General features: G+C 60.6%; 25 protein-coding genes. 6 read left to right on the top strand and 19 right to left on the bottom strand.

The genetic code is table 11. The features are described from left to right. Positions 1 to 35: 35 nt before the first annotated feature. From ACQZ5Y_RS10330 to ACQZ5Y_RS10305, 6 genes are all read left to right on the top strand, one after another. Positions 36 to 911, top strand: a complete 876-nt coding sequence (locus tag ACQZ5Y_RS10330) for an ABC transporter permease (RefSeq protein ID WP_025594316.1) — start codon at positions 36 to 38, stop codon at positions 909 to 911. Beyond that, positions 908 to 1,780, top strand: coding sequence for an ABC transporter permease (locus ACQZ5Y_RS10325; protein WP_065702623.1), 873 nt, complete (start codon positions 908 to 910; stop codon positions 1,778 to 1,780). Before ACQZ5Y_RS10330 ends, ACQZ5Y_RS10325 begins: the two co-directional genes overlap by 4 nt. Before the next feature lie 21 nt (positions 1,781 to 1,801). Then, positions 1,802 to 2,794, top strand: coding sequence for an ABC transporter substrate-binding protein (locus ACQZ5Y_RS10320; protein WP_019565124.1), 993 nt, complete (start codon positions 1,802 to 1,804; stop codon positions 2,792 to 2,794). A 365-nt stretch (positions 2,795 to 3,159) separates the two neighbouring features. Beyond that, positions 3,160 to 4,353 (top strand): efflux RND transporter periplasmic adaptor subunit, encoded by a 1,194-nt coding sequence (locus ACQZ5Y_RS10315; RefSeq protein ID WP_003513881.1) that lies wholly within the window; start codon positions 3,160 to 3,162, stop codon positions 4,351 to 4,353. A gap of 13 nt (positions 4,354 to 4,366) precedes the next feature. Next, positions 4,367 to 7,687, top strand: coding sequence for an efflux RND transporter permease subunit (locus ACQZ5Y_RS10310; protein WP_174059887.1), 3,321 nt, complete (start codon positions 4,367 to 4,369; stop codon positions 7,685 to 7,687). 334 nt (positions 7,688 to 8,021) lie between these two features. Next, on the top strand, positions 8,022 to 8,711 hold the full coding sequence (locus ACQZ5Y_RS10305) for a Crp/Fnr family transcriptional regulator (RefSeq protein ID WP_019565122.1): 690 nt from the start codon (positions 8,022 to 8,024) through the stop codon (positions 8,709 to 8,711). 74 nt (positions 8,712 to 8,785) lie between these two features. On the opposite strand, the gene aidB is transcribed toward ACQZ5Y_RS10305, so the two are convergent. The 19 genes from aidB to urtB form a co-directional block, all read right to left on the bottom strand. After that, positions 8,786 to 9,610: an AidB family quorum-quenching N-acyl homoserine lactonase gene (gene aidB / locus ACQZ5Y_RS10300; RefSeq protein WP_174049900.1), complete on the bottom strand. Its 825-nt coding sequence runs from the start codon at positions 9,608 to 9,610 to the stop codon at positions 8,786 to 8,788. 3 nt (positions 9,611 to 9,613) lie between these two features. Continuing rightward, positions 9,614 to 10,225, bottom strand: a complete 612-nt coding sequence (gene ureG / locus ACQZ5Y_RS10295) for an urease accessory protein UreG (protein WP_003520595.1) — start codon at positions 10,223 to 10,225, stop codon at positions 9,614 to 9,616. A 106-nt stretch (positions 10,226 to 10,331) separates the two neighbouring features. Next, entirely contained in the window at positions 10,332 to 11,003 is a 672-nt protein-coding gene (locus tag ACQZ5Y_RS10290; RefSeq protein ID WP_174049902.1) for an urease accessory protein UreF, read from the bottom strand. A 3-nt stretch (positions 11,004 to 11,006) separates the two neighbouring features. Beyond that, on the bottom strand, positions 11,007 to 11,501 hold the full coding sequence (gene ureE / locus ACQZ5Y_RS10285; RefSeq protein ID WP_038492924.1) for an urease accessory protein UreE: 495 nt from the start codon (positions 11,499 to 11,501) through the stop codon (positions 11,007 to 11,009). Positions 11,502 to 11,651: 150 nt separating this feature from the next. Continuing rightward, positions 11,652 to 12,188, bottom strand: coding sequence for a peroxiredoxin (locus tag ACQZ5Y_RS10280; RefSeq protein ID WP_113292434.1), 537 nt, complete (start codon positions 12,186 to 12,188; stop codon positions 11,652 to 11,654). Positions 12,189 to 12,356: 168 nt separating this feature from the next. Next, entirely contained in the window at positions 12,357 to 13,025 is a 669-nt protein-coding gene (locus tag ACQZ5Y_RS10275) for a TIGR02117 family protein (RefSeq protein WP_174049904.1), read from the bottom strand. A 9-nt stretch (positions 13,026 to 13,034) separates the two neighbouring features. Continuing rightward, entirely contained in the window at positions 13,035 to 14,744 is a 1,710-nt protein-coding gene (gene ureC, locus ACQZ5Y_RS10270) for an urease subunit alpha (protein WP_013636712.1), read from the bottom strand. 4 nt (positions 14,745 to 14,748) lie between these two features. After that, a complete protein-coding gene (locus ACQZ5Y_RS10265) occupies positions 14,749 to 15,393 on the bottom strand; it encodes a Urease operon accessory protein (RefSeq protein ID WP_174049906.1) in 645 nt (214 codons plus the stop codon). A 5-nt stretch (positions 15,394 to 15,398) separates the two neighbouring features. Then, positions 15,399 to 15,809, bottom strand: a complete 411-nt coding sequence (locus ACQZ5Y_RS10260; protein ID WP_174049907.1) for a lysozyme inhibitor LprI family protein — start codon at positions 15,807 to 15,809, stop codon at positions 15,399 to 15,401. Positions 15,810 to 15,818: 9 nt separating this feature from the next. Beyond that, positions 15,819 to 16,175 (bottom strand): GFA family protein, encoded by a 357-nt coding sequence (locus ACQZ5Y_RS10255; RefSeq protein ID WP_003513905.1) that lies wholly within the window; start codon positions 16,173 to 16,175, stop codon positions 15,819 to 15,821. 1 nt (position 16,176) lies between these two features. Continuing rightward, complete coding sequence (locus ACQZ5Y_RS10250) at positions 16,177 to 16,482, bottom strand: urease subunit beta (RefSeq protein ID WP_003491734.1); 306 nt, start codon at positions 16,480 to 16,482, stop codon at positions 16,177 to 16,179. Positions 16,483 to 16,503: 21 nt separating this feature from the next. Further along, positions 16,504 to 16,761 carry a DUF1272 domain-containing protein gene (locus ACQZ5Y_RS10245; protein ID WP_013636714.1) on the bottom strand — a complete coding sequence of 86 codons (258 nt, stop codon included), beginning with the start codon at positions 16,759 to 16,761 and terminating at the stop codon, positions 16,504 to 16,506. Positions 16,762 to 16,771: 10 nt separating this feature from the next. Next, a complete protein-coding gene (locus ACQZ5Y_RS10240; protein ID WP_003513909.1) occupies positions 16,772 to 17,074 on the bottom strand; it encodes an urease subunit gamma in 303 nt (100 codons plus the stop codon). 109 nt (positions 17,075 to 17,183) lie between these two features. After that, on the bottom strand, positions 17,184 to 18,035 hold the full coding sequence (locus ACQZ5Y_RS10235) for an urease accessory protein UreD (RefSeq protein ID WP_162995206.1): 852 nt from the start codon (positions 18,033 to 18,035) through the stop codon (positions 17,184 to 17,186). Beyond that, positions 17,942 to 19,195, bottom strand: coding sequence for a CE1 family esterase (locus ACQZ5Y_RS10230; protein WP_019565111.1), 1,254 nt, complete (start codon positions 19,193 to 19,195; stop codon positions 17,942 to 17,944). The genes ACQZ5Y_RS10235 and ACQZ5Y_RS10230 overlap by 94 nt, the downstream gene beginning before the upstream one ends. A 255-nt stretch (positions 19,196 to 19,450) precedes the next feature. Beyond that, complete coding sequence (gene urtE / locus ACQZ5Y_RS10225) at positions 19,451 to 20,146, bottom strand: urea ABC transporter ATP-binding subunit UrtE (protein ID WP_111790613.1); 696 nt, start codon at positions 20,144 to 20,146, stop codon at positions 19,451 to 19,453. 208 nt (positions 20,147 to 20,354) lie between these two features. Further along, entirely contained in the window at positions 20,355 to 21,116 is a 762-nt protein-coding gene (gene urtD / locus ACQZ5Y_RS10220) for an urea ABC transporter ATP-binding protein UrtD (protein ID WP_003513917.1), read from the bottom strand. A 7-nt stretch (positions 21,117 to 21,123) separates the two neighbouring features. Continuing rightward, positions 21,124 to 22,302 carry an urea ABC transporter permease subunit UrtC gene (gene urtC / locus ACQZ5Y_RS10215; protein WP_003513919.1) on the bottom strand — a complete coding sequence of 393 codons (1,179 nt, stop codon included), beginning with the start codon at positions 22,300 to 22,302 and terminating at the stop codon, positions 21,124 to 21,126. Continuing rightward, the gene (gene urtB / locus ACQZ5Y_RS10210) at positions 22,299 to 23,912 is read right to left on the bottom strand and encodes an urea ABC transporter permease subunit UrtB (RefSeq protein ID WP_174049909.1); all 1,614 of its coding nucleotides are present in this window, start codon (positions 23,910 to 23,912) and stop codon (positions 22,299 to 22,301) included. Before urtB ends, urtC begins: the two co-directional genes overlap by 4 nt. Positions 23,913 to 24,169: the final 257 nt, after the last annotated feature.

Raw genomic sequence — 24,169 nt, 5'->3', positions numbered from 1 at the left:
GCCAGCATTACCCCCCATCAACCGAGGGCGCCGCAATGACCCTCCTCCGCCACCGCGTCCTCCCCATCCTCACCGTCCTCCTCGCCATCCTCATCGTCTGGCACCTTTGCGTCATCTACCTCAACATGCCCTTCGTCCGCGATCAGGCAAACCGCGCCGGCCAGACGCCGAGCTTCATGGAGCTTCTGCCGCAAACCTTCACGCAGGAGCGCCCGGTTCTCCCCGCCCCGCACCAGATCATCGCGGAACTGTGGGACACCACCGTCAACAAGGCGATCACCTCGAAGCGCAGCCTCGTTTATCACGCGGGCGTCACGCTTTCGGCCACGCTCCTCGGTTTCGCCATCGGCGCGGTGCTCGGCATCCTGCTCGCCGTCGCCATCATCCACAACCGCGCCATGGACCGCTCAGTCATGCCGTGGATCATCGCCAGCCAGACCATTCCAATCCTTGCCGTCGCGCCGATGATCATCGTCGTCCTGAATTCCATCGGCATTTCCGGGCTGTTGCCCAAGGCGCTGATTTCCACCTATCTCTCGTTCTTCCCGATTGTCGTCGGCATGGTGAAGGGCCTCAGAAGCCCCGAAACCATCCAGCTGGACCTGATGCACACCTATAATGCCTCGCCCGCACAAATCTTCTGGAAGCTGCGCTGGCCGTCTGCCCTGCCCTATCTCTTCACCTCGCTGAAGATCGCCATCGCGATTGCGCTGGTCGGGGCCATCGTCGGCGAATTGCCGACGGGCGCCGTCGCCGGTCTCGGCGCGCGTCTGCTCTCCGGCTCCTATTACGGCCAAACGGTGCAGATATGGGCAGCGCTGTTCATGGCCGCCGGTGTGGCCGCCATTCTGGTCTCGATCATCGGCATCGCTCACGCAGCCGTCCTCAAGAGAATGGGAGCGCGGCCATGACAAATCCCGTCTGGTTTATTGGCGCAATCCTGTTCTGGCTTGCCGCCTGGGCCTGCAACGAATGGCTGGTGCGCCACACCTTCGCATCACAGTCGGCAAAGCGAATGAGCCGCATGGCCGTACCGCTTCTCTTCGGGCTGGCCATTCTCGCGCTTTGGGAAGGTGTGGTGCGCGGCTTCTCGGTCCCACCCATCCTGTTGCCTGCCCCGAGCGCCATCCTCGCCCGCCTTCTCGGCTCGCTACCGATCCTCTGGGCGGATTTCCGCCAGACCTTCCTCAAATCGGTGCTGACAGGTTATGTGCTCGGCTGCGGCCTCGGTTTCATCGTCGCCATCCTCATCGACCGCTCGCCTTTCCTGCAACGCGGGCTTCTGCCCATCGGCAATTTCGTCTCCGCCCTGCCGGTCGTCGGCATTGCTCCCATCATGGTCATGTGGTTCGGTTTCGACTGGCAGTCGAAAGTGGCTGTCGTCGTCATCATGACGTTTTTCCCGATGCTGGTGAATACGGTTCAAGGGCTTGCTGCCTCCAGCCACATGGAACGCGACCTGATGCGCACCTATGCCGCAGGCTGGGGGCAGACATTGCTGAAACTGCGCCTGCCCGCCGCCTGGCCCTTCATCTTCAACGCCCTGAAGATCAATTCCACACTGGCGCTGATCGGCGCCATCGTCGCGGAATTCTTCGGCACGCCCATCGTCGGCATGGGTTTTCGCATCTCGGCGGAAATGGGCCGCAGCAATGTCGATATGGTCTGGGCAGAAATCGCCGTGGCGGCGCTCGCAGGCTCAGGATTTTACGGTCTGGTGGCGCTCATCGAGCGCGCCGTCACCTTCTGGCATCCGTCCGTCCGTGGGGGACGAACGTAAATAACGAAAAAGGGAACAGCGATGAAAATGAAACTTGCCTCCATTCTTCTTGCCGGCGCGTCACTTCTGAGCGCATTTGAGGCTCAGGCGGCCGACAAGATCACCCTGCAGCTGAAATGGGTCACCCAGGCGCAGTTCGCCGGTTATTACGTCGCCAAGGACAAGGGCTTTTATGAAGCCGAAGGCCTCGATGTCGATATCAAGCCGGGCGGACCGGATATTGCGCCTGCACAGGTTCTGGCCGGCGGTGGCGCGGATGTGATCGTCGACTGGATGCCATCGGCACTCGCCACCCGCGAAAAGGGCGTGCCGCTCGTCAACATCGCCCAGCCGTTCAAAACGTCAGGCATGATGCTGACCTGCCTCAAGGAAACCGGCATTACCAAGCCGGAAGATTTCAAGGGCAAGACGCTCGGCGTCTGGTTCTTCGGCAATGAATATCCGTTCCTGTCGTGGATGGCGCACCTGAAAATCCCGACCACCGGCGGCGCGGATGGCGTCACCGTCCTCAAGCAGGGTTTCAACGTCGATCCGCTGCTGCAAAAGCAGGCCGCCTGCATTTCCACCATGACCTATAATGAATACTGGCAGGTCATTGACGCCGGCATCAAGCCGGAAGAACTCGTCACCTTCAAATATGAGGACGAAGGCGTCGCAACGCTGGAGGACGGGCTCTACGTTCTCGAAGACAAGCTGAAGGACGCCAAGTTCAAACAAGACATGGTCAAATTCGTCCGCGCTTCCATGAAAGGCTGGAAGTGGGCGGAAGAACACCCTGACGATGCAGCAGGTATCGTTCTTGAAAATGACGCCTCCGGCGCCCAGACCGAAAAGCACCAGAAGCGCATGATGGGCGAAGTCGCCAAGCTGACCGCAGGCTCGAAGGGCGCGCTGGACAAGGCGGATTACGAGCGCACCGTCAAGACGCTGCTCGGCGGCGGTTCCGATCCCGTCATAACCAAGGAGCCGACAGGCGCCTACACCACTGAAATCACCGATGCGGCGCTGAAATAGTCACGTCGAAGCCGAAAACATGGAAACGCGCGGCCATCACCGCGCGTTTTTTTGCGCGTTGGTGACCCGTTTGATGAATTACAACACTTGGAGATATACAAAAATGTATATCAACCCTCGAGGCTATGCGGATTGATTTGTATAGCAACAACAATTAGAGTCCCCGCCAACAAGACTGCCGAATTTGATCTTGTAAAAAAGCACGAGGCAAAGGTGCTTAAGATTCGCGTTGAGGGGCGTTTGAATCGGGAGGATCGAGAAGGAAGTATTGTGATCCCTTGTTTCACATTCGTTGCCGCATGACCTTTTAAAACACGCCTTCAGGCTGAAGGACATGCGATCGAATATTGCGCGAGCCAAGACACATGCAGCATAAAGTCACGTTTAACCGCTTTGTTTTCCTTCTTCTTTCCGCAACGGCCCTGCCATTTTCGGCCGTGGCCGAGGGAGAGGTGCCGGAACCGGTCAAACAGCAGAACCTGCCTTCCATCATCGTCGCGCACGCCGCAACACGCGATCTCGTGGACCGCATCATCGCCACCGGCACCATCAGGCCCGTGGACGAAATTTATGTACAGCCGCTGGTCGACGGCCTGTCGATCGACGAACTGAACGTCGATATCGGCGACAGGGTCGAGGCGAATGCGGTTCTGGCCGTGCTTTCCTCGGACAGTCTTCTCCTGCAAAAAAGCCAGCTTGAGGCCAACAGGGCCAAGGCGCAGGCCGCCGTTGCGCAATCCAAGGCGCAGGTTCTGGAGGCTGAGGCCAACAAGGCCGATGCCCTTCGCCAGCGCGATCGCGCCGCCAAGCTCGGCCAGAGCGGTTCCGGTTCCGTCTCCGAGACGGAAAAGACCGAGGCCGCTGCCCAGGTTGCGCAGGCACGCCTTGATGCCGCCAAGCAGACCGTTTCCGCCGGAGAGGCAGACATCAAGGTCGTGGACGCGCAGATTGACGACATCAATCTGAAACTGACGCGCACGGGTGTGAAAACCCCCGTCACCGGCATCGTTTCCGCCAAGAATGCCAAGGTCGGTGCCATCGCCAGCGGCGCCGGAAACCCGCTTTTCACGATCATCAAGGACGGCGCGATCGAGCTTGTCGCCGATCTTTCCGAGACTGACATCCAGCGGGTGAAGGCCGGCCAGAAAGCTTTCTTGACGGTTGCCGGCGGAGCCAAAAAAATTGAGGGCAAGGTGCGTCTCGTTTCGCCGACCGTCGATCCGGCAACGCGCCTTGGTTCCGTGCATGTTGTGCTGCCGACGGACAGCCCGGCACGGTCGGGCATGTATGCCAGCGCGGAGATCATCGTAAAAGAGACGAACGCGCTTGCCCTGCCGCTTTCGGCCGTCACCTCCGGGCGTGAAGGCTCGACCACCCGCAAGGTGGAAGGCGACATCGTCAAGCAGGTGAAGATCGAGACCGGCATTGAAGACAGCGGTTTCATCGAGATTGTCAGCGGACTTGCCGCTGGTGACAAGGTTGTCGAGAAAGCTGGAGCATTCGTGCGTGATGGTGACCGGATAAGACCGGTGGAAGCCCAGACGGCTGCGTCCAACTGACTGAGGGAATGAAATGAACTTCTCCGCATGGTCAATCCGTAACCCGATTGCGCCGCTTCTCGGCTTCGCGCTTTTGATGTTCCTCGGCATCCAGGCCTTCAACGCCCTGCCGATCACCCGTTTTCCGAATATCGACGTTCCCGTCGTTGCCGTCACCGTGACCCAGAGCGGCGCTTCGCCGTCCGAGCTGGAGATGCAGGTGACGAAGGAGATCGAAGACGCTGTCGCCGCCATTAGCGGCGTCGACGAAATCCAGTCGACCGTCACCGACGGACAATCCCTGACAACCGTCGTCTTCCGCATCGAAAAGCCGACGGAAGAGGCGGTTCAGGACGTCAAGGACGCTATCGACAAGATCCGCAGCGATCTGCCATCCGATATCGAAGTACCTGTTGTCAGCAAGATCGACGTGGAAGGCCAGGCAATCCAGACCTTTGCCGTCTCCTCGCCGAACATGACGCTGGAAGAACTGTCCTGGTTCGTGGATGACACCATCAAGCGTTCGCTGCAGGGCAAGTCCGGCATCGGCAAGGTCGACCGTTACGGCGGCGCCGACCGCGAAGTGCGCGTTTCGCTCAGCCCCGAAAAGCTCGACGCCTACGGCATCACCGCAAGCGAAGTGAACGGCCAGCTGCGCGGCACCAATATCGACCTCGGCTCCGGCCGCGGCCAGGTTGGCGGCAACGAACAGACGATCCGCACGCTGGGCGACACCCGCGACGTCACCCAGCTTGCCAACACCACCATCGCGCTCTCCAATGGCCGTTTCGTAAAGCTCGCCGAACTCGGCACCGTCACGGACACCTATGAGGAGCAGAAGTCCTTCTCGCGCTTCAACGGCAACCCCGCCGTTACCTTTGCGGTGTTCCGCTCCAAGGGCGCCAGCGAGGTTTCGGTCGCAAAAACCGTGGCCGAAAGCCTCGATCAGGTCCGCAAGGACCATCCCGACGTCGCGATCCAGATGGTCGATGACGCCGTCTACTTCACCTATGGCAACTATACGGCAGCGCTCGATACGCTGATCGAAGGCGCGGTCCTCGCCGTCATCGTGGTTCTGCTGTTCCTCAGGAACTGGCGCGCTACCCTGATTGCCGCCGTGGCCCTGCCGCTCTCCGCGATCCCGACATTCTGGATCATGGACATCATGGGCTTCTCGCTCAACCTCGTCAGCTTCCTCGCATTGACGCTCGCCACGGGTATTCTCGTGGACGACGCCATCGTGGAAATCGAGAACATCGCCCGCCACATCAAGATGGGCAAGACGCCGTATCGCGCCTCGCTGGAAGCCGCAGACGAAATCGGCCTTGCCGTCATCGCCACCAGCTTCACCATCATCGCCGTCTTCGTGCCCGTGTCGTTCATGCCCGGCATTCCCGGCCAGTACTTCATCCAGTTCGGTTTGACGGTCGCCTTCTCGGTGTTCTTCTCGCTGGCGGTCGCCCGTCTCATCACGCCCTTGATGGCCGCCTATCTGATGCGCGCCGAAGACGCGATGGACGACCATGCCGACAATGATGGCTGGCTGATGAAAGCCTATACGCGCATGGTTTCCGCCACCACCTCCAAATGGTGGGCGCGTTACCTGACGCTGGTCGGCGCCATCGGCTTCCTCATTGCTTCCGTCATGCTTCTAAGCCAGGTGCCGGGCAGCTTCCTGCCGCCGGACGACGCCTCGCGCGTAACGCTTTCGGTGGAACTGCCGCCCAATGCGACGCTGGACGAGACAGACCGGACGACGACCGAAATCTTCCACGCCATCCGCGATATCAACGGTGTGGAAAGCGTCTTCATACTCGGCGGCGCCTCGCCCAAGGGCGATCTGGAGCTTCGCCGCGCCACCGTCAACGTCATTCTCCAGCATATCGACCATTCGCTGCTGAAAACCCTTGTCAACAAGGGTCTCGGCTCGTTTCCGCTCGTCGGCCAATATCTTCCGAAGATCGAGGAAAAGGGCCGTGTCCGTCCGCAGTGGGATGTGGAGCGGGATATCTTCGCCAAGGTCCGCAGCATTCCGGATGTGCGCATCATCAAGCTGAACGACCGCGCGGAACGCGAACTGAGCTTCAACTTCCTCTCGTCCAACGAGAAGGATCTGAACGACGCCGTCGGCATTCTCGAAAGCCGCCTGCGCGCCTCGCCCATCCTTGCCAATGTCAGCTCGGAGGGAGCGCTTCCCCGTCCTGAACTGCAGATCCGCCCGCGCAAGGACGAGATCGCCCGCCTCGGAATCACGCCGCAGCAGATTTCGCAGACGGTGCGTGTCGCCACCATCGGTGACATCGACGCACAGTTGACGAAAATCTCGCTGGACGACCGGCAGATCCCGATCCGCGTGCAGGCATCCATCGATACCCGCCGTGACCTCGCCACCATCCGCGCGCTGAAGGTCAAGACCGCATCCGGTTCGCTGGTGCCGCTCTACAGTGTTGCCGATATCGACTATTCGGAAGGTCCAAGCTCGATCAAGCGCAACGACCGCAACCGCGTCGTCTCCATCGGCTCCGATGTACCGTTCGGCACAGCGCTCGATACATCGACGGCGGAGTTCAAGCGGATCGTTTCGGAAACCGAACTGCCGGCAAGCGTTCGCCTTGCCGAAAGCGGCGATGCCAAGGTGCAGGGCGAAATGCAGCAGGGCTTCGTCAACGCCATGCTGCTCGGCCTGCTGCTGGTGCTGGTGGTGCTTATCCTTCTGTTCAAGGATATCATCCAACCCTTCACCATCCTGTTCTCACTGCCACTCGCCATTGGCGGCGTGGCCGTGGCGCTCATCATCACGCAGAACGCGCTTTCCATGCCCGTTCTCATCGGCATTCTGATGCTGATGGGTATCGTGACGAAAAACGCCATCCTTCTGGTGGACTTCGCCATTGAAATGCGCCGGCACGGCATGGAACGGGTGCATGCCATGGTCGAGGCCGGCCGCAAGCGCGCCCGCCCGATCATCATGACCTCCATCGCCATGTCGGCGGGCATGTTGCCCTCGGCACTTGGCGTCGGCGAAGGCGGCTCCTTCCGCGCGCCGATGGCGATTGCAGTGATCGGTGGCATCATCGTCTCCACGGTGCTGTCCCTGATCGTGGTCCCCGCCTTCTTCCTGATCATGGATGACCTGTCGCGCCTGCTCGCCCACCTATTCGGCCGCTTCGTCGGCAAGAAGGAAGAGGAGGAAGAGTCGCTCTCCAACGAAAAACTCTCGGAGATCGCCCGCGAAAACAGCCTGGCGCTCTCCTCGCTGGAAGCGCGCGTCGCCGGCATGGAAAAAGGCTCCGGTGAAAAATCCGGTGACAAAGGCAGCAATATATTGCGGTTGCCGCCGCTCGCTGCCGAGTGAAAGTTAAAACGCCGGGTCCAGTGCCCGGCGTTTCCTTTTGTGGTGAGTTTGCTTGGTCGCGACTGCGTTGCGGCTGGCTTCTTCTCCACGCCGGGGAGAAGAGATAGGCCGCACCCACTCGCTCCACATTTCCCTGCTCCCCGCACAACAACGCCAAACCCATTTGATCGAAATCAATTCGCTTTTCAGGTGAACTGCTAATCTCCCTCGCATCGGGAATTGCCGGTCGAAGGATAATGCGATGAGCTCTTTTCAGATAGGCGTGAGGGAAAAGGAACATCCCCGGTTTCGTATCGCTTCGGACAACCCGGCAAAAGGTTTGAGCGGGAGCCGGATGGACGTGAACAAGACCGTAAAGCTGAGCAACAGGGACAGGAACATTCTGCTGCGCGTGCCCCTGATAGGGATTGCGGATGAAGCGGCGGCGTTGAAACTGATGGAGGCGGCAACCGTCACCAATCTCAATGCCCGCCATGTGCTCTTCAAGGAGGGCGAGGCAGCGCAATATTTCTACTGTGTGCTGTCGGGCTATGTCCGCCTTTACCGGCTGGACAGGCACGGGCGCGAGGCGGATGTGCGTGTCAGCGGTCCGGGCGATACCTTCAACGAATGCCTGATCTTCGGCAGCGACAGCTATCGTTACAGCGCGCAGGCGGCGGAAAGCTGCACCGTGGCGCGTTTCGAACTGGCAAGAATCCGCAGCCTTGTGGATCAGGAACCGGCAATCGCCAAGGCCGTGATGCGCTGCCTCTCCAACAGCCTGCTCGGCACCATGGATTGCATTGCCAACGACCGGCTGCAAACCGCGCCGCAACGCGTTGCCCATTACCTGATCAATCAGGGGCCTCGCGACGCTACGTCCTTTTCGCTGCGTCTGCCGTTCCAGAAAAGCCTGCTCGCCGGCAAGCTCGGCCTTGCGCCGGAAGCGCTGTCGCGCGCTTTCTCCGCACTGAAAAAGGCGGGCGTCACCGTTCGCGGCCGCATCGTGCAGGTCAATGATGTCGCGGCGCTGAAGCAGATTTGAAGAAGTACCGGGGAGAGGAAGAGGACGGGACGCCTACGGGTATCCCGTCCTCTAATTTTTTGTCGAGCAGGATATCAGACCGGCTGCGGCACGAAGCGGAAGCGATCGCCCTCTCGCTCGACGCGGAAAAACCCGCCAAGATGGCCGCCGGAAACCAGCCAGCCGTGATCGGCAACCTGGGTCAGCGCATCGAGACGTGTCGAGTATGCGGTTTCGGAATCGATATCATAGACGAAACCGATACCCGGATCGTCCGCCTGCAACGCGCTCACATGCAGCACATCGCCCCACAATAACAGCCGGTCATCGCCGTTACCGATGAGATAGCCGGTATGGCCAGGCGTATGGCCGGGCATGGCGATGGCTTCCATACCCTCGGCAATCCTGCCAGTTGGGATTGGCCGCAGCATGGCACCACAAATGTCGAGCAGCCGGGCGGCAATATCGAAGGCGCCCTGCCTCGCAGGCGGCAATCTCTTGCGTGCATCCTCGCTGGTGAAAAAGGCAAGATCGGCCTCGGGCACCCATATGTCCGCATTGGGAAAATAAGGCTGGTCGCCTTCGATAAGTCCCAGCGCATGGTCGCCGTGAATATGGGTGAGGATAACACGGCTGACATCATCAGGCTGGATCCCAGCGGCAATCATCCCCGCACGGGCATGGCCGTAGGTCGGCCCCCAGGCCGTGCCGCAACCGGTGTCTATCAGCGAAATACCATCAGGCCCTGACAGCACAAAACAGTTGACGTCCATATCCACCGTTTCGCCCTCATGCCCGGCAAGCGCCGCCGCCAGCGCATCCGCGCCCTGCCGGTGGATCAGGTGGCCGACAGGCGCCTTGTAGACACCATCGACAAAGCGGGAAACGTCATAGGAACCAAAACGGAGGGGCGTGGTCATGTCTCAGAGACCGCCCTGCTCTTTCAGGAAACCGACGATGCGATCGACACCATCGCCGCGCTTCATGTCGGTAAAGACGAAAGGCATGGCATTGCGCATGCGGGTGGCATCACTGTCCATCACCGTCAGATCAGCGCCGACGTAAGGGGCAAGGTCTTTCTTGTTGATGACCAGCAGGTCCGAGCGGGTGATGCCCGGCCCGCCCTTGCGCGGAATTTCCTCGCCCTGACAGACGGAGATCACATAGATGGTGATGTCGGCAAGATCGGGCGAGAAAGTCGCCGCAAGATTGTCGCCACCGGATTCGATGAAGACAACATCGAGATCGGGAAAGCGCGCATTGAGACCGGCAATCGCCTGCAGATTGATCGTCGCATCCTCACGGATGGCGGTATGCGGACATCCGCCCGTCTCCACTCCAACGATACGCTCGGACGGCAGCGCCTGCATGCGCACCAGCGCTTCCGCATCCTCCTTGGTGTAGATATCGTTGGTAACGACGGCGACGGAGTAATCGGCGCTCATCGCCTTGCAAAGCTTTTCCGTCAGCGCGGTCTTGCCGGAACCGACCGGCCCGCCAATGCCGACGCGCAGCGGACCGTTGCCCGATTTCATGCCCGATGTCACAACCATGTTCCCTTCAATATGCTTTGATGTTGTCCCACCATAACGCTTCGCACGACCGCTTCAAGGGCGACAATGCTGCATCGCGGCGAGATATTCAGGAGCGGAAAAGCCGCGTTCCCTGCATCTCGTGCCGCATGGTCGCGGTGTCGGCGATAACAGTGGCGCTGCCGAGATCGTCGAGCGAGGATTGCACGGCCCGTGCCGCCATTTCGCCGATCGTCGCCTCGCTTTCGGCGAGAATGGCAACGCCATCCTTCTGCCCCGCGACGCCGAGGCGGATACCGGCGGAGACGATCTGCGAGACACCGGCATGCAGGAATGCGGCAACCGTTTCGCGAAGCGGCACGCCATGCCCTGCCGCCACCGCACCTATGGCAACAGGATAAGGAACCTCTTTCGGCAACAGCTCAAGAACCGCGTGCGGCCAGGCGCCGGCGGCGGAAACGAAGGCATCGCCGAGGAGCACCGTCTCGCGGTAGCGCTCCGCAGAACCGGCGAGCGCGCGAGCCAGATCCGCCGCTTCACTCAGGGCGACGGCGTCCGTTCCATTACGCCAGGCATCAGCCAGAAATACCGCATCGTTCCACAGACTGCCGGAACGCAGAAGCACCTCCACCCAGCCGTAAAGACCGGCGGCATCACTGACGCGCCGGTCCTCCACCGCCTTTTCAAGGCCGCCAGAATAGGAAAAGCCGCCGACAGGAAAGGCCGGCGACATCCAGGCCATGAGCCGCAGCAGCGCGGCAACGCCGCGATCTTCGCTCATGCCTCAGCCATGGTCGTGATGGTGACCATGGTCATGCCCGTGCCCGTGACCGTGGGAATGGCCGCCATGGGCGTGGTAAGCACCGCGCGCCGGCTGGAAAGGTTCTTCCACATCACGCACTGTTGCGCCAAGGCCTTCCAGCATGGCGCGGATCACGTGGTCACGCAGGATGAGAATACGCTCCTCCTCGATCTGCGCCGAAAGGTGCCGGTTGCCCAGATGCCAGGCAAGCTCGATCAGGTGAAGACGGTCCTTCGCCTTGATTTCGAACAGCTTTTCGTCCGCAGCGCGAACCTCCACCAGATCACCGTTCTCCACCACCAGCAGGTCGCCATGGGCAAACAGCACGGCTTCCTTCAAATCCAGCATCACCATCTCGTCATTCTGCAAATGCAGAAGTTTGCGGCGCAGATGCCGCTGGTCATGCGCGAGAGTGACATAACCGGAAGGTTCGTCGGCTGGAGTTCCGGCGGGGTGATAGGACGTGACGCGCAGCATGGGATGATCCATTTCAGAAACAGTCTTGGGGTTCCGATTGTTGACGGATAGCCCGGCCGATTTCAAGGCGTGTTTTCAGGTCGAACGCGTCTCGGAAAACGAAAAAGCCCGGCATCGCTGCCGGGCCTTGTCAAAAAAAGCAAACCGCAATCAGGCCGCAACGCGGCTTTTCAGGTTTTCCAGAATGTTCTGCGGCGAGGAAACGCCGTAAGGGTCGGTATCGCTATTGTCGCAATAGCCCTCTTCCTCGAACCACTGCTCCACCATACCGTCATTGATGACGGCGGCGTAACGCCAGGAGCGCATGCCGAAACCGAGATTGTCCTTGGCGACCAGCATGCCCATCTTGCGGGTGAACTCACCCGAACCGTCAGGAATGACCTTGACGTTTTCGAGGTTCTGGCCCTTTGCCCAGGCATTCATCACGAAGGCATCGTTGACCGACAGGCAATAGATTTCATCGACGCCGAGCGCGCGGAATTCGCCCGCGAGCTTTTCGAAATCGGGAAGCTGGTAGGTCGAGCAGGTCGGCGTGAAAGCGCCGGGCAACGAGAAGAGAACGACCTTTTTGCCCTTGAAGTAATCGTCGGAGGTCATGTCCTGCCAACGGAAAGGGTTGGGGCCACCAACGGCCTCGTCGCGAACACGCGTGCGGAAGGTAACGGCGGGCACTTTTTTGCCGAGCATGTCTTGTCTCCTGATCTGTCTTCAATTTTCTGGCGTTTTGCACGGATCGCTTGGGACCGATCCGCACGGAATTCTTTTGCCGTTTCTTTAGCGCAAGATGCGCTGCGGTGCAGCATAAAAATCGGATTACCAGACGTCAAATCAACGAAACGTCGCACCGCGGGAAGATCAATTGTGCAGCGCTACCGACCAGCGCAACAGTGGCGGCAACGGTGTCCACCAGCCGGTGCGAATGCCGGCTTGCCGCAGCATGGCGGCAGACCACGTGTTGCAGCCGGCCAGCGCATTGAACCAGCCATTCGCCTCGAAAAATCCATCCGTCAGGCTGTAGGAAGCACCGGGTATAAGCTGAACTTTGCCATTGTCGCGCAGGAAGCTCGCACGAATGCCCGCCACAAGTCGCTGATATCCCGCTTCGGAAATGCGAAGGCGCTTCACCCCGGCAAGGTCGGCGGGAAAATCCCCCGTCACATCCACATGCATCACCGACTGGTCGAGTGTCAGAGAGCGCACGACCGGCATCGGCTTCAGGTCGGCCCATGTCGGCGTCTGTATGTAAAACGACCGGCCACCCCAGCCAAACACTAGATAGGCAGCAGCCGGATGGTTGACCGCGATACCGCCCTCCTGCAATTCGGAAAATACCCGCCGCAGATCGTCATCAACAGGCAGGGCGATATCGGTATGGATCGGATTGGATAACAGCAATATCTCGCGATCCCTCACGCCGCTTGTTTCATCGGCAAAAAAGGGTCGCGGCACGACGGTGCCGAGCACAAGAAGCAGGATGATCAGCAGCAGGCCACCGCCGATCCACCTTGTGACAAATCTCACCACGAAACGCCGTCAGAACAGGAAATAACGCTGCGCCATCGGCAGCACCGTCGCCGGTTCACAGGTCAGAAGCTCGCCATCGGCGCGCACCTCATACGTTTCCGGGTCCACCTCGATATGCGGAGTCAGCGAATTGTGGATCATCGAGGCCTTGGAAATGCCGCCGCGCACGTTCTTCACCGCCATCAGCTTCTTGGCAACACCAAGACGGCCTGCAAGGCCGGCATCCAGCGACGCCTGACTGACAAATGTAACCGAGGAATTGGTGCGCAGCTTGCCATAGGCGGCAAACATCGGGCGGTAATGCATCGGCTGCGGCGTGGGAATGGAGGCATTCGGATCGCCCATCGGTGCCGCGGCGATGGAACCGCCGAGCAACACCATCTCCGGCTTCACGCCGAAGAATGCCGGGTTCCACAACACCAGATCGGCACGCTTGCCGACTTCGATGGAGCCGATCTCATGGCTGACGCCCTGTGCGATGGCCGGGTTGATGGTGTATTTGGCGATGTAACGGCGGACGCGGAAATTGTCGTTTTCGCCGGTCTCTTCCTTCAGGCGGCCGCGCTGGCGCTTCATCTTGTCAGCTGTCTGCCAGGTGCGGATCGCCACTTCACCGACACGGCCCATGGCCTGGCTGTCGGAGGAAATGATCGAGAACGCGCCGATATCGTGGAGAATATCCTCCGCCGCGATGGTTTCCTTGCGGATACGGCTTTCGGCGAACGCGATATCCTCAGGGATGGACGACGACAGGTGGTGGCACACCATCAGCATATCCAGATGTTCGGCCAGCGTATTGATGGTGTAGGGCCGCGTCGGGTTGGTGGAAGACGGGATGACGTTCGGATTGCCGCAGACCTTGATGATATCAGGCGCATGGCCGCCGCCTGCCCCTTCGGTGTGGAAGGCATGGATGGTACGGCCCTTGATGGCGGCAACCGTGTCTTCCACGAAACCGCTCTCGTTCAGCGTATCGGTGTGGATCATCACCTGCACGTCATATTCGTCAGCCACCGTCAGGCAATTGTCGATGGCGGCGGGCGTCGTGCCCCAGTCCTCGTGCAACTTCAGCGATGAGGCACCGGCAAGGATCATCTCTTCCAGCGGCGCGGGCAACGAAGCATTGCCCTTGCCCGCCAATGCGAGGTTCATCGGGAAAGCGTCGAAGCTCTCGATCATCCGCTCAATGTGCCACGCGCCGGTGCAGGTGGTGGCAAGCGTGCCATGCGCGGGGCCGGAACCGCCGCCCAGCATGCAGGTAACGCCGCTCATCAGCGCTTCTTCGATCTGCTGCGGGCAGATGAAATGGATATGTGCATCCATGCCGCCGGCAGTCAGAATCTTGCCTTCGCCGGCAATCGCCTCTGTCGAAGGGCCGACAATGATCGTCACGCCCGGCTGCGTATCGGGATTGCCCGCCTTGCCGATGGCGTGGATGCGCCCGTTCTTCAGGCCCACATCCGCCTTGTAGATGCCGCTATGGTCGACGATGACGACGTTGGTGATGACGGTGTCGACAGCGCCCTCGGCCCGCGTCGCCTGGCTCTGGCCCATGCCGTCGCGAATGACCTTGCCACCGCCGAATTTCACTTCCTCGCCATAGGTCGTGTAGTCCTTCTCGATCTCGATGAAGAGTTCGGTATCGGCAAGACGCACCTTGTCGCCGACGGTCGGGCCGAACATGCCGGCATAGGCGGCGCGGGAAATCTTGTAAGGCATGGGTTCAGGCTCCTTCGGACGCGGAGAAAATCGATATGGGAGAAATTCGTGTCAGCCGGCCCTCGTGTGTGAGGGCCTCTACAAGCTGTTTTTCGGCGGCAAACGGATGTCCGTTCCAGCCTTGATGACCAAAGCCCGCAATCGACACCTCGTCATCGCCGCCGCTCACGGTCTCCAGAACATGGGCGATGGCAAGAAGCCCGGTGCTCGGGCAGACATAAGGGGCCGGCGCATAGACCTGCAATGCGTGATCAAGCCGCTCATGCACCCCGCGCGGAATGACGATGTGGCTCTTGCCGGTCTCTTCGGCGAATGCTGCGAAACCGGCGGTATAATCGGCACAAAAATCGGTCAGTTCGGGCCAGCGAGCGCGGATATCCGGCTCCATCTGCGAAAATTTCGCGGGATCGCGCACCGACCAGATGGCGGAAGCCCGCTGCACCCCGTCATTGTCGCGCCACGCGGCCCCTTCGCTCATCTCGCGGCCGGGCCGGCCGGTGTTGCAAACGGCCACCACATCCGTGCGGCTGCCGCCAGCGCCCAGCGAACGGCAATCGTTGAAGCGGATGACAACGTCGGAAAGGTCGATGAGATCAGCCACGCCCTGCGGCATTTCTCCGTTTCCGACAATCATGATCCGCCGCCCCATACCGTTCAGAAACCTTCGGACAACTGGCGCAATTCATCAGCGCGCTTGTTGCTCATATCGGCCAGGCATGAGGAAACCAGCATCGGCTCCATCGTGCCGCCACGCGCCTGAAACCCGAAGGCATCACAATTGGCATCGCGAAACGCCACCCAGGCACGCTGGGCGGCAACCAATGCATCCACGGCACCCTTGCCGCTCTCGTCTGCCGTCTTGTCACGCTCGGCAAGCTGCTTGCGGACCTTCTGGTAGGCGGCGTTCAACTGCTTGTCGGCCTTTTCGTAATCCTTGCCGGCGCAGATGGTCATATCGGCCTGCGTTTGCGGCGAGGTGCAATCGGGCGCGTCATCGGCAAATGCGGGAGACGCCGCAAGAGACAGCAGGACAGCCGCACCGAAACAGAATTTTTCCAAAGTCATGGCCATCACTCAGGCAGCCGCGCCATCGAAAGCCTGCGGCTTCAGCGCACGCGGATCGACACCATCAAGGCAATTGGTATTCACCGCCACCATCGGCGTCCCATCCGGCCCATCGGCATAGGCAAAACTCTCAATGCCGCAGGTCGAGCAGAACAGATGATGGATCTTGTGCTTGTTGAAGAGATATTCCGTCAGCTTGTCGTCGCCGGAAAGCAGGGTGAATTTTTCGCGAGGCGCAAAGGCAAGCGTCGAGCCCAAGCGCTTGCAGCGCGAGCAATTGCACACGACCGTATGGTCGAGATCGGCATCGACCTCGAAGCTCACGTCGCCGCACTGGCAACTTCCGTGATAATGTGCCGTCGCCATCTCATAACCTCCCCATGATCTGTTGACGAAACCCGTAAACCTCACGCTTGCCGGAAAGCGGCACCAGCGTCACTTCCCGCTTCTGGCCGGGTTCAAAACGAACCGCAGTACCAGCCGGAATGTCGAGACGCATGCCGCGCACCTTATCGCGGTCGAAGACAAGACCCGCATTGGTCTCGAAGAAATGGTAGTGGCTGCCCACCTGAACCGGCCGGTCGCCGGTATTGGCCACCTCGATCGTCACCGTCGGCTGGCCGGCATTGAGTTCGATGGTGCCCTCTGCGGCAATGATTTCGCCTGGTTTCATGGTGCTCCCCCTTTTTCTCTCTCAAGCAGCGGTGGCTGCCGCGCAGCCTTCAGCCTTCAGCACCCGTGTTGTCGATGCCGGATTGTTGACGAGTTTGGCCGCCGGGCGGATGGGCCTGCGAACCAGCTCGCCGCCGCAATTCGGGCAGGCGCCTTTGAGCACATCGGTCGCGCAATCGGCGCAAAAGGTGCATTCGAACGAGCAGATCATCGCATCCCGACTGTCGGGGGCAAGATCACGGTCGCAGCATTCGCAATTGGGCCGAAGCTCCAGCGCCATATCGTCCCCCTCAGCGTATCGGTTCGTGAACGGTCACAAGCTTGGTGCCGTCGGGAAATGTTGCTTCCACCTGCACATCATGGATCATGTCGGCAATGCCTTCCATAACCTGATCGCGGGAAATGACATGCGCGCCGGCTTCCATCAGGTCGGCCACCGCGCGACCATCGCGGGCGCCCTCGACAACGAAATCGGTAATCAGCGCAATCGCTTCCGGGTAATTCAGCTTCACGCCACGCTCCAGCCGGCGGCGCGCCACCATGGCGGCCATGGAAATCAGCAGCTTGTCTTTTTCTCTCGGAGTAAGGTTCATCGTCGTCCCGCAGCTTTCGCACCTGCCTCGCAAAACACAGTGTTTCGGGGGCCGATCCGACTTGTTTGACAGACCCCGGAAGGTCGCCTGTCGCGGGCGATCCGGAGCTTTACAGATTCCAGACTTTCGGCACTGGCGCGCCGTTTCGCAAGAGCGAAATGATCGGAAAAAGTATTTTTCTAAGGGAGAAGCCGTCCGCGGCGGACACGCGCACGACAAGCTTGCCCTGCCATTCGCTGGCGCCGCCGCTTTCCCCGGCAATAGCCCGGATTTTAGGCAAAAGCGCCTCGGCCAGAGGCCCGATATAAAGAAGCGTGGCAAAGGCCACCTGCCCGGCAAGCACCGCCGGTTTTGCAGTCAGCTCCGCCACTTCTCCCGCAAGCAACAGCTCTTCGGCATGTACCAGCCGGCCGCCATGGCGAATGCGCCAGCGATCCCGGAACAGGCCATGCTGCATCGCTTCGCCCATGGCCTGACGCCCGAGCAGCACGGCTTCGACGGCGATGAATTCGGAGGTTGCGTCGAGATCGGCTTCCAGCCTGCGGGTCAGCGACGCGCGGTCGAAAAGAATGGTTTCCTGCGGCAGCCAGTGCAACCGGGCGCCCGGCCCTGCGGAAACGCGGGCGGTGACGGTGGCGGTTCCGGAGGATGCCTTGTAGACCTTCTCGCAGGCCTGCGTCGTCACCACCAGCGAGGTGCCGGCCCCGGCAACAGCCTGCCATTCCATTTCATCTCCGCCGGTCAATCCGCCGGAGGAGTTGATGAGGATGGCCTCGATCTCGTTGGAAAACGTATCCGGCAGGCGGATCTTGGCGCAACCTTCCTGGAACAATTGGTCCAGCCGGCTGCGCCCTTCGACAGCCTTGGTTACAATGCGTCCTCTGCCACGGGCGCGCTGCTGCCGGGCAGGTTCGCTGTCTTCGAAACCGGAAGGGCGGATGGCTTGCTGTTCTGGCTGCACGCGGTCTCCGAAACGGTTGCGGAAGCGGACCCGGCCTTGGCGCCGCAATCTTTTTTGACGACGGCATCCACCACCATCTGTCCTTCCGTGTTGCGGAAGAAATCCCACATTCTTTCCGCCGCATCAACCGTGCGCGTCACTTCGCCTGTGGGCATCTTGCGCTCCACGGCGGGTTCCGCCTTCGGCGTCTGCTCGCCACCCGGCTTGCGGGTAAGGACCGCCGACGCTGCCAGCACTTCCGCCTTCATGGTGGCGCGCGGCCAGGCATGGTCCCAATTGTCAATGACATAGGACTGGATACGTGCCCCGCCCTTACAGACGTCATAGGAATTGACGGTGAAACTCTCGCCCGGTCTGGTTTTCGCGCCGCCCTTGCAGCCGTCCATTTCCGCCCAGCGTTTCAGCGCCGTCTCGCCGCCATATTGCCAGTAGGACTTGCCACCGCCCTGATAGGGATTGGCCGGATCCTTCAGACCCGCAAAGGCGATGATCGACATCGGCCGCGCCGGCTTGCAGCTTGCCGCATCCGGTCCCCATTTGCCCTCGGTCTCCAGCGGATAACCCGCGCGCAACGATGCAACGAAGCCGGCAGCGGTGAAATCCGCGCTACCATTGCAGATGAATTGCGACAGCATGCGCCCGCCGCCGGAATAACCGGAACCGTAAAAGCGCTCCTCATCCACGCAGAACTTGCCTTTCACCATGGCAATTGCATCGCGAATGAAGCTTACCTCATCCAGCCCGCCGGGACGGGTGGTAACACCAGGAACATTCCAGGCATGGGTGCCGGGCAATTCGCCATTGAGGCTGCCCGCCAGCGCCACCACCATCAGGCCGTCGCGCTCGGCAAGCTTGTCCCAGCCGCTGCGGTTCAACTGGCCGTGCGGATTGCTGTTGGAGCCGTGGAAATCGAACACCACAGGCACCGGTTTTTTTCCGTCATAGGCCGATGGAACGAAATAAACGCCTTCGCGTTTCTGACCACTGGAGAGAATGGAAAAATCATGCCTGCCCGGTTCCACGCCGGGTTGAGCAAGCTGACCGCAGGTCGAGGCCGACGCTGCGACACTCGCGCTCGCGCAGATCGCAAGACCCAGAAACAGGGTACGGGCGGAGCGGAACAGCCGGGCAGCCCGGCCAAGGGCAAAGTCTTGATGCATTGACACGCCTTTATTGGGCACGGTTTCCCCGACGATACGTCGGACGCGCGTGGAATGTAAGGGATCAACTGTCGCGGCGTGCGAATAGACTTCGTCTGTGTCTCGCATGCAGCATTTCCGCTGCCAATATCACAGGCGTTTATTCAATGAAATGCTAAAATTGCGCATAAAAGCCATGCAGACACGCATAGACTTTCAAAATATTAATCCGCCGTTTGCACGCCGTGATCGGCGTGCGTGGCTTCTAGTCTCGATTTATACTGTCAGATGGCGACGCGCCTCGGGCGTATCCAGCGTTTCGGCAAGCCCGTTATGCACAATTTCGCCCCGGTCCATGATGTAGACATAGTCGGCAAGCTCACGGCAGAAATCCAGATATTGCTCGACCAGCAGGATCGCCATACCGGTGGAATCCCTGAGATATTTGATTGCGCGGCCGATATCCTTGATGATCGACGGCTGAATGCCTTCGGTCGGCTCATCGAGAACGAGGATTTTCGGCCGCGTCACCAGCGCCCGGCCGATGGCGAGCTGCTGCTGCTGGCCACCGGACAGATCGCCGCCGCGTCTGCCCAGCATGGATTGCAGCACCGGAAACAGGCTGAAAATATCGTCGGGAATGAAACGCTCCTTGCGCGGCAGCGGCGCATAACCGCTTTCAAGGTTTTCCTGCACGCTGAGCAGCGGAAAGATTTCACGCCCCTGTGGCACGTAGCCGACACCGCGCTTGGCGCGGTGGTAAGGTGCTAGCCCATCCAGTGCCGCCCCTTCAAAGCTGATCGACCCGCCACTGATGGCATGCTGGCCGGTGACCGCGCGCAACAACGAGCTTTTGCCCACGCCGTTTCGGCCGAGAACACAGGTGATCTTGCCCATCTCCGCTTTCAGCGACACGCCCCGCAGGGCTTGCGCTGCGCCATAGTGGAGGTTGATGTTTTCGACGTTCAGCATGGTGCAACTCCATTGATGCTTTGGTGGGCGGCGCTACCCCCCTCTGCCCTGCCGGGCATCTCCCCCACAAGGAGGGAGATCAGATGCCGTTCCCGCTCGTCCCATCGCCTACTGGTCTTGGGGTAGGGTGTTAGCCGCTTGCCGATCTCCGCCCTGGTGGGGGAGATGCCCGGCAGGGCAGACGGGGGTAAAGCCGCAGACGCTTCCATCACCGCCCCAGATAATTCTCGATCACCTTCGGATCGCTGGACACAAAATCGATCGACCCTTCAGCCAGCACCGAGCCCTCGGCAAGACACGTCACCTTCACGCCCAGCTCGCGGATGAAGCCCATGTCGTGCTCCACCACCACGACCGAGCGGGTCTTGGCGATTTCCTTCAGAAGCACGGCGGTTTCGGCTGTCTCCGCATCCGTCATGCCGGCCACCGGCTCGTCCACCAGAAGCAGCTTCGGCTCCTGCGCGAGCAGCATGCCGATTTCCAGCCACTGTTTCTGGCCGTGCGAGAGGTTGGCCGCGAGATCGCCGCGGCGGTGGCTGAGACGCACGGTGGCGAGGATTTCCTCGATACGCGCCTTGTCCTCCGCTGTCAGCCTGTAGAACAGCGTGGCGAAGACGCCGCGTTTGCGGTTCAACGCCAGTTCCAGATTGTCCCAGACGGTATGGCTTTCAAACACCGTTGGCTTCTGGAATTTACGCCCGATGCCCAGCTGGGCAATATCCGCCTCGTCCTTTTTCGTGAGGTCGATGCTGTCTTCGAACAGCACCGTGCCGGTATCCGGCCGGGTCTTGCCGGTGATGATATCCATCATCGTGGTCTTGCCGGCACCATTCGGACCGATGATGGCCCGCAGCTCGCCCGGCTCAACCACGAAGGACAGGGAATTGAGCGCCCTGAACCCGTCGAAGGAAACGGAAACACCGTCGAGATAAAGCAGGCTTTTGGTTCTGTTTTCGGAAACCGTGTTCATATCAGCCTCACTCCGCCGCCTGTTGCGCCGCTGTTGCAGCACTGTCATTGCCCGGTTGTCCGGCCGCACTTGCCGCCCGCGCAACACGCTTTTCGCGCCGGCCGACCAGATAATGCTGCACGGTGCCGACGATGCCCTTGGGGAAGAACAGCGTCACCGCGATGAACAGCCCACCCAGTGCAAACAGCCAGAATTCGGGGAAAGCGCCAGTGAAATAGCTCTTGCCGCCATTGACCAGCAGCGCGCCGATGATCGGCCCGATCAGCGTGCCGCGCCCGCCGACTGCGGTCCAAACCACCACCTCGATGGAGTTGGCGGGGGAGAATTCGCCAGGATTGATGATGCCCACCTGCGGCACGAACAGCGCACCGGCAATGCCCGCCATCATGGCCGAGACGACGAAGGTAAAGAGCTTGATGTTTTCCACCCGGAAACCGAGGAAGCGCACCCGGCTTTCGGCATCGCGCACGCCCACCAGCACCTTGCCGAATTTGGAATTGACGATGCCGGATGCAATCAGCAGTGAAAGCGCCAGCATCACGGCCGTCATCGCAAACAGCACGGCACGGGTGCCATCCGCCTGCACGGAAAAGCCGAGAATATCCTTGAAATCGGTGAGACCATTATTGCCGCCGAAACCCATGTCGTTGCGGAAGAAGGCAAGCAGCAGGGCGTAGGTCATGGCCTGCGTGATGATGGAGAGGTAAACGCCGTTGACGCGCGAGCGGAAGGCGAACCAGCCAAACACGAAGGCGAGCAGGCCGGGCACCACCAGCACCATCAGTGCTGCAAACCAGAACATGTCGAAGCCGTGCCAGAACCACGGCAGTTCCTTCCAGTTGAGGAACACCATGAAGTCAGGCAGCACGGGATGGCCGTAAACACCGCGCGTGCCGATCTGCCGCATCAGATACATGCCCATGGCGTAACCGCCAAGAGCGAAGAAGGCGGCGTGGCCGAGCGAGAGAATGCCGCAATATCCCCAGACCAGATCAAGCGCCAGCGCCAGCAGCGCATAGGCCAGATATTTGCCGAGCATCGACATGATGTAGGTCGGGATGCGGAACGCGCTGTCAGCCGGCAACAGCAGGTTGGAGGCGGGCACCAGCACGGCGATGGCCAGGATGATGCCGATGGCGATGGAAATGCGGCGATCGAGCGCGCGCAGGAGGAAGCCGGTAATCATGCTTCGATCGCCCTTCCCTTGAGTGCAAAGAGACCACGCGGCCGCTTCTGGATGAACAGGATGATGAGAACGAGAACGAGGATCTTGCCGAGCACGGCGCCCACCGTCGGCTCAAGGAACTTGTTGAGCACGCCGAGCGACAGCGCACCCACGAGCGTTCCCCAGAGATTGCCGACCCCGCCGAACACCACCACCATGAAACTGTCGATGATGTAGCTCTGGCCGAGATTGGGCGAGACATTGTCGATCTGCGACAGCGCTACCCCGGCAAGGCCGGCAACGCCGGAACCAAGCGCGAAGGTGAAGGCATCCACCCAGGGCGTGCGGATGCCCATGGAAGAGGCCATGCGGCGGTTCTGGGTCACAGCGCGCATCTGCAAGCCGAAGGCGGAGCGCTTCAAAAGCACCAGCAGCGCGAAGAAGACGGAAAGCGAGAAGCAGACGATCCACACGCGGTTCCAGGTGAAATTGAGGTAACCGACGCTGAAGGAGCCGGACATCCAGCTCGGGCTGCCGACCTCACGGTTGGTCGGGCCGAAGATGGAACGCACGCCCTGTTGCAGGATCAGCGAGATACCCCAGGTGGCGAGCAGCGTTTCCAGCGGTCGCCCGTAGAGATAGCGGATGACGCCGCGCTCCATGATGAGGCCGACGCAGGCTGTGACCAGAAAGGCGGCCGGCAGGGCAATCGCCAGTGACCAGTCGAACAGGCCGGGGAAATGGCTGCGGATCAACTCCTGCACCATGAAGGTGGAGTAAGCGCCGATCATCACCATCTCGCCATGCGCCATATTGATGATGCCCATGACGCCGAAGGTGATGGCAAGACCGATGGCGGCGAGCAGCAGCACCGAGCCGAGCGACAGGCCGTACCAGACATTCTGTGCGTAATCCCAGAAGGCAAGGGAACTCTCGATGCTCGAAATCGCCTCGTCCACATCCGGCTTCAGGCTCGGATCAACCGTGGGCGTCGCCGCCATCAGAATGCTGATCGCATCGCGCCCGCCAAGCGCCTTGATGGTGGCGATCGCTTCTTTCTTCACCTCGAGGGGGCGGTCGGAAGAGAGCAGCGAGACAGCCCGCGCCTCCTCCATCCGCGTCCGCACCTCTTTGTCGGTTTCCTTGGATATGGCCGCTTCCAGCAATTCCAGATTTTCGGCACTGGGGGCTTTCAGAACCGCATCGGCGGCGGAAAGCCGCACCGAGCGTTCCGGACTGAGCAACGTCAGGCCGCCCATCGCGGCGCGGATGACGCGACGCAGATTGTTGTTGACCCTGATCTTGGTAACCGCCGCCTTCGGCGCTTCGCCAGCGCTTTCGCCAGTCAGCGGATCGATTAGTGTGAAATTGGAACCCGACGGCTTGGTCATGAACACCAGATTGTCGGCCTTGCGCACGTAAAGATCGCCTGATGCAAAAGCCTCAAGCGCCGGCACCACCCGCGCGTCGCCGGTGGCAGCAATCTGGCCGATCAATGTTTCGGCCTGCTTGAAGTCAGCCGTGCCGAGCTGGTCTATCAGCGACTTCGGATCGCTCTGCGCGAGGGACTGGGCGGCGATCCCCAGGGTGAGCAAGAGGAAGATGGCTCCGAGAAAAGATCGGATCGTCATGTCGGGTTCCTTGGAGCGGCGGTGTATTTTATCTGGCGATGAGTAAGTGGCTTACCCCCCTCTTCCCTGCCGGGCATCTCCCCCACAAGGAGGGAGATCGGCAAGACGCGCCTGCGTCGCTCTGTCTCTACAGATGAGAAAGGGCGGAGCCTTGCCGCGAGTCGATCTCCCCACCTGTGGGGGAGATGCCCGGCAGGGCAGAGGGGGGCATGCTTGTTCAGTTTCGAATGATAAAACCGCCCCCAACGAGGGGGCGG

The organism is Agrobacterium sp. A3-95 (assembly GCF_053521785.1).
The sequence above is the reverse complement of the archived record's forward strand: the minus strand, read 5'-3'. Positions and strand labels throughout refer to the sequence as shown.